General features: G+C 34.4%; 13 protein-coding genes. 7 read left to right on the plus strand and 6 right to left on the minus strand.

Annotated features, from left to right (window positions below):
- Positions 1 to 12 precede the first annotated feature (12 nt).
- Together A9CBEGH2_RS10295 and A9CBEGH2_RS10300 are read left to right on the plus strand one after the other, a co-directional pair.
- Positions 13 to 969, plus strand: coding sequence for a ribose-phosphate diphosphokinase (locus A9CBEGH2_RS10295; RefSeq protein WP_115716139.1), 957 nt, complete (start codon positions 13 to 15; stop codon positions 967 to 969).
- 43 nt (positions 970 to 1,012) lie between these two features.
- A complete protein-coding gene (locus A9CBEGH2_RS10300; RefSeq protein WP_115716138.1) occupies positions 1,013 to 1,369 on the plus strand; it encodes a DUF1622 domain-containing protein in 357 nt (118 codons plus the stop codon).
- A 29-nt stretch (positions 1,370 to 1,398) separates the two neighbouring features.
- Here A9CBEGH2_RS10300 and A9CBEGH2_RS10305 read toward each other — a convergent pair whose 3' ends face one another.
- Positions 1,399 to 2,751: an ATP-dependent DNA helicase gene (locus tag A9CBEGH2_RS10305; protein ID WP_115716137.1), complete on the minus strand. Its 1,353-nt coding sequence runs from the start codon at positions 2,749 to 2,751 to the stop codon at positions 1,399 to 1,401.
- Between the two features lie 142 nt (positions 2,752 to 2,893).
- On the opposite strand from A9CBEGH2_RS10305, the gene A9CBEGH2_RS10310 reads away from it, so the two are divergent.
- The 5 genes from A9CBEGH2_RS10310 (at position 2,894) to A9CBEGH2_RS10330 (ending at position 8,740) form a co-directional block, all read left to right on the plus strand.
- A complete protein-coding gene (locus A9CBEGH2_RS10310; protein ID WP_115716136.1) occupies positions 2,894 to 3,319 on the plus strand; it encodes a MarR family winged helix-turn-helix transcriptional regulator in 426 nt (141 codons plus the stop codon).
- A 57-nt stretch (positions 3,320 to 3,376) separates the two neighbouring features.
- On the plus strand, positions 3,377 to 5,107 hold the full coding sequence (locus A9CBEGH2_RS10315; RefSeq protein ID WP_163104724.1) for an ABC transporter ATP-binding protein: 1,731 nt from the start codon (positions 3,377 to 3,379) through the stop codon (positions 5,105 to 5,107).
- The gene (locus A9CBEGH2_RS10320; RefSeq protein WP_163052288.1) at positions 5,104 to 6,996 is read left to right on the plus strand and encodes an ABC transporter ATP-binding protein; all 1,893 of its coding nucleotides are present in this window, start codon (positions 5,104 to 5,106) and stop codon (positions 6,994 to 6,996) included. Before A9CBEGH2_RS10315 ends, A9CBEGH2_RS10320 begins: the two co-directional genes overlap by 4 nt.
- Before the next feature lie 302 nt (positions 6,997 to 7,298).
- Positions 7,299 to 8,324 carry an Rpn family recombination-promoting nuclease/putative transposase gene (locus tag A9CBEGH2_RS10325; protein WP_163052289.1) on the plus strand — a complete coding sequence of 342 codons (1,026 nt, stop codon included), beginning with the start codon at positions 7,299 to 7,301 and terminating at the stop codon, positions 8,322 to 8,324.
- Positions 8,325 to 8,410: 86 nt separating this feature from the next.
- On the plus strand, positions 8,411 to 8,740 hold the full coding sequence (locus A9CBEGH2_RS10330) for a hypothetical protein (protein WP_115716020.1): 330 nt from the start codon (positions 8,411 to 8,413) through the stop codon (positions 8,738 to 8,740).
- A 441-nt stretch (positions 8,741 to 9,181) separates the two neighbouring features.
- On the opposite strand, the gene A9CBEGH2_RS10335 is transcribed toward A9CBEGH2_RS10330, so the two are convergent.
- The 5 genes from A9CBEGH2_RS10335 to A9CBEGH2_RS10355 form a co-directional block, all read right to left on the minus strand.
- Positions 9,182 to 9,385, minus strand: coding sequence for a hypothetical protein (locus A9CBEGH2_RS10335; RefSeq protein ID WP_163104726.1), 204 nt, complete (start codon positions 9,383 to 9,385; stop codon positions 9,182 to 9,184).
- Between the two features lie 530 nt (positions 9,386 to 9,915).
- Positions 9,916 to 10,704, minus strand: a complete 789-nt coding sequence (locus A9CBEGH2_RS10340; RefSeq protein ID WP_118278009.1) for an ABC transporter ATP-binding protein — start codon at positions 10,702 to 10,704, stop codon at positions 9,916 to 9,918.
- Between the two features lie 9 nt (positions 10,705 to 10,713).
- Positions 10,714 to 11,715 carry a FecCD family ABC transporter permease gene (locus A9CBEGH2_RS10345; protein ID WP_163104728.1) on the minus strand — a complete coding sequence of 334 codons (1,002 nt, stop codon included), beginning with the start codon at positions 11,713 to 11,715 and terminating at the stop codon, positions 10,714 to 10,716.
- Positions 11,715 to 12,698: a FecCD family ABC transporter permease gene (locus A9CBEGH2_RS10350; RefSeq protein ID WP_115716016.1), complete on the minus strand. Its 984-nt coding sequence runs from the start codon at positions 12,696 to 12,698 to the stop codon at positions 11,715 to 11,717. The genes A9CBEGH2_RS10345 and A9CBEGH2_RS10350 overlap by 1 nt, the downstream gene beginning before the upstream one ends.
- A gap of 1 nt (position 12,699) precedes the next feature.
- Positions 12,700 to 13,632: an ABC transporter substrate-binding protein gene (locus tag A9CBEGH2_RS10355; protein ID WP_115716015.1), complete on the minus strand. Its 933-nt coding sequence runs from the start codon at positions 13,630 to 13,632 to the stop codon at positions 12,700 to 12,702.
- Positions 13,633 to 13,715 lie beyond the last annotated feature (83 nt).

Consider the following 13,715-nt stretch of genomic DNA (forward strand, 5'->3'; position numbering starts at 1 on the left):
AGGAGAAGAAAAATGGAAAACAAAGCGGTTGTATTTGCGTTAACATCTAGTGTAGGAGTAGCAAATGAAATTGTTGCTCAGTTGGGTATCCCTTTAGGGTTATGTGAAGTAAAACACTTTGCAGATGGGGAAATTATGGTAGAACTTGGAGAATCTGTACGTGGTAAAAATGTATATATCGTACAGTCTACATGCAATCCTGTATCCAGCAACTTAATGGAAGTGCTGATTGCGATTGATGCATGTAAACGTGCAAGTGCTGCACATATCACAGTAGTAATGCCATATTTTGGATATGCAAGACAGGATCGTAAAGCAAAACCAAGACAGCCAATTACTTCTAAATTAGTCGCAACATTACTGGAAACAGCAGGAGCTAACCATGTTATGACAATGGAATTGCATGCTACACAGATTCAGGGATTCTTCAATGTACCTGCAGATGATATTTCTGCAATCTGTATCATTGGAAAATACGTACAGTCTTTAAACTTAGAAGATATCGTTGTCGTTTCTCCTGACCATGGTGGAACAACACGTGCAAGAAAACTTGCTGAAATGCTGCATGCTCCAATCGCAATCATTGATAAACGTCGTCCAAAACCAAATGTAGCAGAAGCTATGAACTTGATTGGGGATGTAGAAGGAAAAACTGCAGTTATCGTTGATGATATCGTAGATACTGCTGGAACATTGACTGCAGGAATCAATATGCTTCGTGATAAAGGGGCAAAAGCTGTATATGCAAGCTGTGTCCATGGTGTATTATCTGGACCTGCAATTGATCGTTTAAAAGCTGCAAATCTTGATGGGTTCATTTGTACAAATACAATTGAACAAAATGATAAACTTCCACTATATGACAAAATGCATGTATTGTCTGTAGGACCTGTACTTGGAAATGTTATCAAGGCAATGGAAGAAAATAAACCAGTAAGTGAAGTTGTTGCAGAATACGCAGGAAACTAAGAAGAAATAAATCGTCTGCCTGGCAGACAGAAAGGAAATTCATATGCTGGAACATTTTATTGCATCGTTACTTCCAGAAATCATATCCTTACTTGAGCTGATAGGAATTATCGTTATCAGCTGTGGAGCTGTAAAGGCATTCTATTATTACATACATTCATTCTTTACAAAGAAAAGGTATCCTATTCGAATCGAATTAGCCAATGCATTGGCATTAGGACTGGAATTTAAAATGGGAGCCGAAATTTTAAAAACGGTACTTGTAAGAAGTCTGAATGAAATCTTGATTTTAGGTTCTATTATCCTTTTAAGAGCTATGCTTTCTTTAATGATTCATTATGAAATTAAAGCGGAAGCACAGCACGGTTCAAAGGATGAAGCATCGTTTAATAATTATTAGAATCACAAAAGGTGGCATTTGCCACCTTTTTAGTCGTTTGTTTGAAGCCAAACTAATTTTTTTGATGCTCTTGTAGCGGCTGTATATGCCATTTCTTTTTTCTCTTTTCCCCAAAAATTACCATAAACAAGTACATGATCCCATTCAGATCCTTGTGCTTTATGAATGGTAATCGCATATCCAAAATCAAAATGATGTGCAGTAGCTAGAAAATCTCTTAATCCATCAACTTCTTCTTCCATTTCTGTGTTGATTTCAAGAAATGGACAAAGATTAATTCTAGTTTGGAAATAGATTTCATCAAATCCATCCGCTTTTAAGCGAACATCCATATATTGATTATAAAATACATTCTTGTCTAAATGAATTTTATAAATTTCATCAACAGTAAAAATCATACCATTGACTAAGGCAAACTCCTGTAGATCTTCATCAAGGACATCCCAATGATTATCTAAACTAATAAGTTTATCTCCTTTTTCCGGGATGGGATGTGTAAAGCCTAAATGCTTGCGCATACCTGCATTGATTTTCTTACGCATTTTATTTGTACCGCATAATACTTGATCTGCTTGTAAATAATCTTGTACGCTTGCTCTTCGTGCAGGCATACAAAGCAAATCTAATTCGTGATAATTTCCTTTCCAGCTTCCCGTTTCACGAATTTGTGTCGCAAAAGAGATAATGTTACTATCTTTTCCTTGACGAAATATGTCTGTAAGAAGAAAATCAGGTTTTAAATCAACACGATCATCCATAACTGGCTGTAACTGATAAGGATCTCCTAAACATAAGACTGGGATATCAAAAGATAAAATATCATCAAATAAGCGTTTCCCAACCATACTAATTTCATCAATAACAATTAATTTAAAAGAACCATGCAATTCATCTTTTAATCGAAAACGAAACTTTCCATTTTTATTCTTAAAGCAGGTATAAAATGTAGAGTGAATCGTTTTGGCATCAATTCCTTTTTTTCGAAGCATTAACGAGGCTCTGCCAGTAAAGGTTGTAAATAATAATTGTTTATTGGATATTTTTAATTTTTTCATAATAAACTTAACAATGGTTGTTTTTCCAGTCCCTGCCGCACCATAAATTGTAATTACGTTTTTTCCTTTATGAAATAGTCGACAGGTACCTTCAATTGTTTCTTTTTGTTGAAGAGATAGAGCTTCATAGTTTAAAGATGTTTTTTTCTTTGTTTGTTTTTGTATAGAAGGTATGTTTTCATTTTTGTCATGAATCCAATCTAAACCTTCTTTTGCGCTAGAAAAAGTTTTACAGTTTGCATGAGGATATTGTGTTTTTACTTTTTCAAAGGCTTGTTTATCTAAAAAAAGGCTTTGATATTCTTTACATTTTAAAGCATAATACATACCTTAAAGCTCCTTTCTACTATGGATTAACAGGAGCAATTATATCATGTTAGCAGCACTTGGAAAAGCAGTTTATTTCCGTTGACAAAGAGAAGAAAATGCTTTAAAATACATAGCGTGCTATATAATAGAAGGTGAGAACATGGAAATACGAACAAGTATGTTAATCAAACAGCTATATTTTCTTCATCAGCAGCGATTAAATAAAATTTTTTGTGAATTTGATTTAACTGCAACACAGACCTTTACTTTGATTTATTTATTTCAGTCAAGAGAAGCTGGGCGCAGTGTAAAGCAGAAAGATATTGAGCATAAAATGGAAATTTCAAATCCAACCGTAACAGGAATCTTAAATCGTCTAGAGCACAAAGGGTTAATTCAGCGTGTTGCGGATGAAAAAGATGCTCGAGTAAAACATATTGTTGTAACAGAAAAAGCATTGGAACTGGATTGTTTACTTCGACAAAAGTTTAATGAAGCGGATAAAGAAATGGTGGCATCCTTAAATGAAGAGGAAGAAAAACAACTCCAGGATATGTTGATGCGCATGCTGCACCCTTCTTCATGATATTTTTTAAGCACTTATATAGCAGGCTATTTAATTTAGAAAAGGAGATGGAAAGCTATGATTAAACGAATATTAAAAGAAGTTAAAGAATATAAGAAAACTTCCTTTCTTGCTCCGCTATGCATGGTAGGAGAAGTCTTGCTGGAAATTTCTTTGCCTTTTTTGATGTCTTTTATCATTGATAAAGGTGTTGAAAAAGGAGATATGAAGCAAGTACTTTTATATGGAAGTATTATGATTGCTGCTGCTTTTGGTTCCTTGGTTTTTGGAGCATTATCTGGAAAATATGCAGCTCATGCATCTGCAGGGTTCGCAAAAAATCTAAGAAAAGCAATATTTTACAATATACAGGATTTCTCTTTTCATAATATTGATAAATATTCCACTGCAGGACTTGTTACACGTATGACAACAGATGTTACGAATGTACAAAATGCATATCAGATGGTACTTCGTATGTGTGTACGTGCACCATTGTCTTTGATTTGTGCGATGGCAATGACATTTTTTATTAATGCAGAACTGTCAACTGTATTTTTATATGCAATTGTTTTTTTAAGTATTGTATTGTTTATTATCATACACTTTGCACATCCAATATTTTTACATGTTTTTAATAAATATGATGAATTAAACGCAAGTGTACAGGAAAACATTACCAATGTACGTGTTGTGAAAGCATATGTAAAGGAAAAGCATGAAATAGAAAAATTTAACAAGGCTTCTTATAATATTTATAAACTATTTAAAAAAGCAGAAAATATTTTGATTTTCAACTCTCCATCAATGCAAATCAGTATGTATGGATGTATTCTAGCGATTTCCTGGCTGGGAGCTAAGATGATTGTTGGAGGTTCATTGACAACCGGTGAAATGATGAGCATGATTACGTATACTACAACGATTTTAATGTCACTGATGATGCTTTCTATGATCATTGTTATGTTATCAATGTCTTTAGCTTCTGTAGATCGTATTGGGGAAGTATTAAATGAAAAAAGCGATATTGTATCACCTGAAAATGCTTTGACCAGTGTAGAAGATGGTTCTATTCGTTTTCATCATGTAGATTTTGCATATAGTGCGAAACAGAAAGAGCCTGTTTTAACGGATATCGATATTTCGATTGCTTCAGGAGAAACCATTGGTATTTTAGGTGGGACAGGAAGTGGAAAGACTTCTTTTGTATCTTTAATTCCACGTCTATATGATGTGACTAAAGGAGAATTGTTTGTTGGCGGGAAAAATGTAAAAGAATATGATTTAGATGTTTTGCGTAATCAGGTATCTATGGTTTTACAAACCAATATTTTATTCTCTGGAACAATCAAGGAAAATCTTCGCTGGGGGAATCCAAATGCCAGTGATGAAGAAATGATAAAAGCTTGTAAATTGGCACAGGCAGATGAATTTATTAGGAAATTTCCAGATGGATATGATACATATATTGAACAAGGTGGAAGCAATGTCTCTGGTGGACAGCGTCAAAGATTATGTATTGCCCGTGCCTTACTGAAAAAACCAAAAATCTTGATCTTAGATGATTCTACAAGTGCAGTTGATACCAAAACGGATTATTTAATTCGTAAAGCGTTTAGAGAAGATATTCCAGAAATCACAAAATTAATTATTTCTCAGCGTATTTCTTCTATTCAGGATGCTGATCGCATTATTGTTATGGATGATGGAAAAATTGATGGTATTGGAACACATGAGGAATTATTAAAAACAAATCAGATTTATAAAGAAGTATATGAAACACAGGTAAAAGGGGGCGATGAAGAATGAGAGTACAAAAAAATCGCAGAGTAAAAGCCGATCAGGAGACGATGAAGGTACTTGGGCGATTGATTGGTTATGTTCTTAAAAATTATCGCTTCGCATGTATCTTTGTGTTGCTGTTTATTATTATTAGTTCATTGGCTTCTGTTACCAGTTCTTTGTTTTTAAAAAGTTTGATTGATGACTATATTACCCCTATCTTAGTAAGTGAGGGTGCAGCAGATTTTACTCCTTTATTTATTGCACTATGTAAAATGGCAGCTATTTATGGAGTAGGCGTTTTATCTACCTATTTATATGCACGTATTCTTATCAATGTGGCACAGGGGACAATGAAGCGTATTCGTGATGATTTGTTTTCTCACATGGAGAAACTTCCAATTCGCTATTTTGATACAAATCCGCATGGAGATATCATGTCTGTGTATACCAATGATACCGATACCTTAAGACAAGTTATTTCACAAAGTATTCCACAGTTTCTGGCATCTTTGATTACGGTTGTCAGTGTCTTTATTTCCATGTGCGTATTAAGTTTGTATTTAACTTTCATTGTTGTTATTATGCTTATCGTTATGAAGGTAGCTATGAGTAAAATTGCTGGACAAAGTGGTGTTTATTTTACCAAACAGCAGCAAAACCTTGGGAAAGTAAATGGCTATATTGAAGAAATGATGAATGGACAAAAAGTAATTAAAGTATTTACACATGAAGAAGAAACAAAGCAAGGGTTTGATAAAGTAAATGAAGAATTGTTTGAAAGTGCATATCAGGCAAATAAGTATGCCAATATCTTAATGCCGGTTATGGGGAATTTAGGAAATATATCCTATGTACTTACCGCTTTGGTTGGAGGACTTGTCGCAATTCATGGTATAGGTGGATTAACGCTTGGAGGACTAGCTAGTTTCTTGCAGTTAAATCGTTCCTTTACGATGCCAATTACACAGATATCTCAGCAGTTAAACTTCGTTATCATGGCAGCAGCAGGGGCAAAACGTATTTTTGCGTTAATGGACGAAGAGTGTGAAGTAGATGAAGGAATTGTTACCTTAGTCAAAATAAAAGAAGAAAATGGAACGTTTGTAGAAAGTGAAACAGATGATGCAAGATGGGCATGGAAGCATCCTCGTCAAGATGGGAAAGCAGTTTATGTACCATTAGTTGGAAATGTTATCTTTGATAATGTTAACTTTGGGTATACAGATAAGAAACAGATATTATATGATATTAATCTATTTGCTGATCAGGGACAGAAAGTTGCGTTTGTTGGGGCAACTGGTGCTGGGAAAACAACGATTACGAATCTGATTAATCGCTTCTATGATATTCAAAGCGGAACAATTACGTATGATGGCATAGATATTAAGCTGATAAAAAAAGATGATCTGCGTCGCTCTTTGGGTATTGTTTTACAGGATACACATTTATTTACAGGAACAATTCGTGATAATATTCGTTATGGAAAGGCGGATGCCAGTGATGAGGAAGTTATTGCGGCCGCTAAACTAGCAAATGCCCATGGTTTTATTCGTCACTTAGAAAATGGTTATGATACGATCATTAGTGGAGATGGGGCTTCTTTATCACAGGGACAAAGACAGCTGTTATCAATTGCCAGAGCTGCACTCGCCAACTCACCTGTACTGATTTTAGATGAAGCAACTTCTTCTATTGATTCTCATACTGAAAAAATAGTACAGGATGGAATGGATAAATTGATGAAAGGACGTACCGTATTTGTTATTGCACACCGTTTATCAACGATTCGAAATTCAGATGTTATCATGGTTATGGATCAGGGACATATTATTGAACGTGGAAATCATGAAAAACTGATGAAGGAAAAAGGTACATATTATCAGCTGTATACAGGTGGATTAGAATTGGATTAATTATATTTTTATATAGGAAATCTTAAATAAAGCAACATTCTTAAAAATAAGGATATGAGTTATGTAAGTATAAATTACATATTTCATATCCTTTTTGATATTTGTTTCTAAAAATATAAAAATATTTTATGAAATTTTTGTATTTTTACCTATTTGTTTCGTATAAGTTAGTGAACAGGGTAAAGTATGCCCTGTATATCACGATATCGGTATAGACAAACAATATTCATATTTTTATAATGAAGATGAATATGTATCATCTTCCGATATCCGTAAAAAAAGAAAGGAAATAGGTGATGCGTATGTCAAATCTGGATATTTTATCCAGGGATTTCTGGAAGGACAACAGGCGTTTTGCGGATTTATTCAACACGGTCTTATACGATGGAAAACAGGTCATTCTTCCTGAAAAACTGATGGAGGCAGACAGCAATCTGTCAGGAAGCATTCAGACAAAAAAGAAGGAAGATGTCTTTGTTGAAAGAAGGGCAGATCTAATTAGAAAGTTTGCAGGGGACAGTGAATATGCGATCTTCCTGCTGGAAAATCAAAGCCATATCCACTATGGGATGCCTTTGCGGGTAATGATGTATGATGCCTTAGGGTATCGTGAAGAATGTGCAAAGAAGAAAAGAGAAAACAAAAAGAATGCAGTTTATGCAAACAGGGATGAATTCCTGTCAGGAATGCGAAAAGAAGAGAGAATCCATCCTGTATTTACTCTGGTGGTATACTATGGAGAAAAGCCATGGGATGGACCAAGAAGACTGAAGGATATGATGGTGGATATGCCAAAATGGATGGAGAAAAGCTTCAATGACTATCCGATGAACCTGCTGGAAATACGGTCAAGTGAACATACATTTCAAAACGAGGATGTAAGCAGGCTTGTCTATATGATCCAGCACATCTACAGAAAGCAGATAGAAGAGATGAAAAAAGAATGTGCAGATGTGTATGTAAAAAAAGATGTCATAAAGTTGGCAGGAGTCATAACAGAAAATGAAGAAATCATAAGGTATGCGGAAGAACATAAAGAAGAGGAGGTACTAAATATGTGTGAAGCAACGAAACAGTGGGAAGAGGAAATTGGAAGAAGAAACACAAACAATATCATCAACATGATGGGAGTAAGGAAAGAAGGAGAAGAAAGCCTTGCACCTGAAGAAGCAATTGAAAGATTAAAAACAGAAGGAGAAGCAAAAGGAAAAGCTAAAGGTATTCTTGAAGGAAGGGAAAATGAAAAAATAGAAATAGCAGAGAAAATGAAGGCAGAAGGATTTGACAATGCTCTGATTGAAAAACTAACAGGAATTCTTTTACATTAAGATAGTATACAAAAAGTTTCTACATGTGAGTATAGAGACTTTACATAAATATGAATGCAGGATGAACAAAAGAAAGGGATGAATTTATGGAAGACAATAATAAGATAGAAATGCTCTTAGATAAACATATTGCTTCGAAAACATATGATACTTATTGTAAAAAGATTTTGAGTAACAAGCAGATTTTGGCCAATATCATGAAAGGGTGCATTCCTGAGTATGCAGATTTGAGTCTGGATGAGATAGTTGATTGTATTACACTTTCATCTAATAATGATGATTTTTCGATAAACGGGTTAAAAACAGTTGACCTATCCATCGATGGAACACTTAACAAATATGATGTTCTTTTTGAAGCTAAATTGCCGGGAACGAAAGATGATAAAATTGCTCTCATTATCAATATTGAGACATAGAACAATCACAACCTAGTGTATCCAATAGTAATACGAGCACTTTATTACTGTAGCAGATTTCTAGCTAGACAGAAAAACAGGGATAATGGTTTTTCTTATTCAAGTTTTGAAAAAATCAAGCAAGTACTCTTAAATGTGCTCATCATGAAAAAGCTTCTCTATCAATTGAAAAACATGTTGCTAATGTCCATTTTAAAGAATTTATGGTAATGTATAAAACTAAAAATGTTATCGTGGCTTGTATTCTTGTACAATTGGTTTTCGTTCCATAATACCTATGTATATATAATCGTTAGATGTCATCGGCGTTACAGAGATGATTACCAATTTTCTACGCAAGCAAAAAGATACAAATTGGTGACAAAAAAGGAGTGATTGCTCCTTTTTCCTTTGATATGAGTCATTACATTATTAACTTGTTGACAATGTGTAACGAAGTTTTTAATTTTCTTTCTTTCTTGCTTCATAAAAGCCCAGGCATATGTTTACTATCAGAAGAATAGCAGACAATCCTCTAATCATTGTTAATAAGTTTTGAGTAGAAGTTAAAAATCTAACAGGATAAAGTAATGTAAATGGCAATATGATAGAAAAAATAATGGCAGAAATTAGGGCTAGCATCATATAAAATATCATTTTTTTCATGATTTATTTCTCCTTAATATTATTGTTTATGATTTGATTAGACGTGTTTCATCTATTTTAGATAATCTTGCTTTGTAACTAGCTAATATTTCAGTATTTTTACCTTATAATCTTCTCCGCAGAAGTTGTTATTTGAATTATAGTCACTCGATTACAGAAAATGATGATAGTATAATTTGCTACAATTGATTTTAGTCATATTTATCTCCTTTTATATTTTTGTTACATTTTGTGAAATCTAATTAGATTATAGTATAAGAAATATTAAAAAACTATGAAATATATATAAAATAATATAATGTAATTCACTTTCTGGTAAAAGATTTTCTTATATAGGATAGGATTTCTAGTTAAAAATACCTAACCCTAGATGTATTGTTTTCTTTTAATAACATTTCTATGATGTTACTAAATAAATGTTGTGTCAAATCGATAAGCAGTTTATATTCGCTACATTTAAAAAGGAATATAAGAATTTTTTAAATCGAATAATAGCACAAAAAAACTGCGATTTCTCACAGCTTATTATCTTAATGTGTTTTATTTTGTAAGGAATAATCAAAACAGATAGGGTAGCTTTGTGTTGTATCATACATCAATTGTGCGTTGATATCATATAGTTTATTTAGGTTTTCTTTTGTGATGACTTCCATGGGAGCGCCCTCAAAGATGAGTGTTCCTTTTTTTAATCCAATAATATGATCTGCAAATTTTGCCGCATGGTTTAATTCGTGCAAAACCATTACAACAGTTAGTTGATGTTCCAGATTCAGTTCTTTTAGAAGTTCTAATATTTCCAGCTGATAGGAAATATCTAAATATGTTGTTGGTTCATCTAATATCAAAATATCACTTTTTTGTGCTAATACCATCGCAATCCATGCACGTTGACGTTGACCACCAGATAATGCGGATACTTTATGATCTTTCCATTCATAGACTCCTGTTTTTTCCATTGCCCAGGAAATAATTTCATGATCTTCTTTTGTTAGGGAAGAAAGAGGCTTTTGATAGGGAAATCGTCCATAACTAACTAACTCTTTTACCGTTAAATATTCTGGAGCAGTAGGAGATTGAGGAAGTACTGCCATTTTTTTGGCGATTTCTTTATGAGACATTTTCTGCATATCTTTTCCATCAAGAGAAATGGTTCCTTTTTGTGCAGGTAAGATACGAGAAATTGTTTTTAAAAGCGTAGATTTTCCACAGCCATTTTGCCCAATCAGTGCCGTTATTTTATTTCGTGGAATCGTTAGGGAGATATTTGGTAGAATAATGGTTTTATCATAACCTGCCTGTAAATTTTTAATTTCAATCATAAAGACCTCCTATTTGCTTGATGTGAAGATAAGATATAGAAAATATGGAATACCCACAATCGATACAATGATACCCACTGGAATTTCAATAGGGGAAAATAAATTTCGTGCCAAAGCATCGGAAAAAATAAGAATAATTGAACTGATAAGTGCTGCATTTATTAACATGTTGCGATGCTTGCCACCACATAGTTTTCGAGCTATCTGTGGACCAAGAAGTCCTAAAAAAGCAATATTTCCTGCCACGGCAGTTGCCACTCCTGCAAGACATGTTGCTAATAATAAATAGATTCGTCTTTCTTTTTGAACAGATACCCCAAGTCCTGTCGCAAGTTCATCACCAAAGGCAAGAACATCTAAGGTAGAAGAACGATACAAAGCATAGCCAATAAAGACAACAAGAAGAGGAAGGATAAAGAGAATGTATTGCCAGCTGCTTCCCCATAAGCTTCCATTTGTCCATGTAAGTACCTGATTAAAATCCCCTTTGCTCATTTGTAACTGAAAGAAAGTAATGAGCGCTGATATTGCGGTATTTATCGCAATTCCGGTAAGAAGAAATCGGACAGGCTGAATCCCTTTTCGGTAAGATAAAATATAGATTAGGGCAACACTTGATAAAGATCCAAGTATCGCAATGAAAGGCATGAAGAAAGCTGAGGAAAGAGAAAGCGAAGAATAATATTGTGTTGTTTGTAAAGAAATCCATAAAACAACAAATAAGGCAGCTCCTGCATTGATACCAATCATACCAGGTTCAGCAAGCGGATTTCTGCTGACTCCCTGTAACAGACCACCAGATACACCTAGAGCACAGCCTACCAGCAAGGCAAGCAAGGTTCTAGGAAGTCGTATTTGAAAAATCGCAAACTCCTGTGCTTTCGTTCCATTTCCTGCAAGGGTGGAAAATAATTCTGTTATCGACAGTTGATAACTTCCATATAAAACAGAGAAACCAGCAACTAGGATAAGAAGAATAAGGAGAAGAAAAAAAGCATGTTTTCGTTTCATTATTGTATCTCCTTTCGTACTTGCAGTAAAAAGACAGGAATACCTAAGAATGCGGTAAATAAACCAACAGGAAGTTCATAAGGGGCAGAAATCGTTCTGGCAAGAACATCTGCAAAAAGTAATAAAACACCACCATAAAGGAAGGATAAAGGAAGAAGACTTCGATAATCGTTACCAATTATTTTTCTAAGAATATGGGGAATGAACAATCCTACAAAGGCAATATTTCCAGCAGATGCCACACAAATGGCACAGATAGGAATCATCAAAAACAAAACATAACGACGGATTTTATTTGGAGAAATGCCCAAACCGATGGCTGCTTCATCACCTAAAGATAGCAGATTGATTTTTTGTGCCAGAAAAAAGATGGCAAGAAAAGCTATGATCGTAATAAGGATGAATCCATGCACATGAAACCAGGAAATATTACGAAAACCTCCTGCAATCCAGAAAGCAAGTTCCTGGGAACGGTTTTGAAGAAGTGCAAAAATAGAAGCAAGCGATAAAAACAGCATGCTTAACGCCGTTCCTGCAAGAAGAAGCATAGATATATCCTGACGTATTCCTTTTTTTAAAGAAAAAGAAAAAATCAGAAGTCCACTTATCGCCGCTCCGAAGATTGCCATAGGAAATGGAGAAGTCAATATAGGAAATGCTGGAAGAAAAGAAGACAATGCCACAAACATCGTTGCTCCTTGAGTAATTCCTAAAATGGAAGGTTCTGCAACAGGATTTTTTAAAATTCCCTGTGTCATTGCACCACTCATTGCCAGCAAGCCCCCACATAGGATAGAGGCAAGTAAACGAGGCAATCGTACATCTAAAATTAATTGAGAGTGTAAAGTATCTGCAGAAGAAAAGAAAACAGATATGATATCGGATAGGGGAATTTGTTTTGCCCCATTTTGAATAGAGATAAAAATACCAAGCAGCAACAGCAGCATTCCTACCACTGTTGCTAGTAAAATATGACGTTTCACGTTATTTCTCTAAAAAAGAAGCTACTTCTTCTACAAATACTTTTTTTCCAATAGGGCTATATCCGATATTAAAGTAAGGACTTGAAGGAAGTTCTGTTACATTTCCTTCTTTTACGGCACGAAGATTTTTATATACTGCATTCGCTTTTAGTGCAGCGCTGTCTTCTTCTGTGCCTACAAGGAAGATATGGTCAGCATCCAGCTCTGCCAAGCCTTCATAAGAAATCACAGGCAGACTGATATTTTCCTGTTTTGGCATATTATCTGGTTTTTTCAGTCCCATATCATCATATAAAACGCCACCAATTCCAGCTGCATCAAAGATGTATAGCTGTCCACCACTTGCCAGCAGTGCTAAATACGTTGTGTCTTCCCCATAAGAAGCTTTGATTTTTTCACCAGCTTTTTTTGCCTCTGTTTTATATGTGTTTAGCCAATCTTGTGCTTCTTTTTCTTTATGGAAGATTTTCGCAACAGAAGCAAGGTCTTGTGTCCAGTCAATTTGTGCCAGTTCCAGCATAATGGTAGGGGCAATTTCACTTAACTGTTTATACATTTTTTCCTGTACATTGGAAATGATGATCAAATCTGGATTTAATTCTAATATTCCTTCAATATCCATTGTATCCTGCATACTGTAGCCTAAGATTTTTGCACCTTGTAAAGTATCTTCTAAATACGAAGGAAATTTTGTATAATCATACGCATCAGAATTCGCAGTTCCCACCACTTTATATCCAAGAATAGAAAGCATATCACTATTTCCACTTAAATCAACAATTCTTTGTGGATTAGCAGGAATATCCACATTTCCTTTCGCATCCTGTACAGTGATAACTTCTTTTTTATCGGGTGTAGAAGATGTCTGACTTTGACATCCGCTGATAAAGCCAAGTGTTACTATCATTGAGAATATAATCGCAATCTTTTTCATAAATACCTCCTAAAACAATGTATCCTACATAAACATATTTAAATAAATATGTTAGATTTAACTAACAATAAGGATTTTAACAA

Source organism: Amedibacterium intestinale (assembly GCF_010537335.1).
GTDB classification, from domain to species: domain Bacteria; phylum Bacillota_I; class Bacilli_A; order Erysipelotrichales; family Erysipelotrichaceae; genus Amedibacterium; species Amedibacterium intestinale.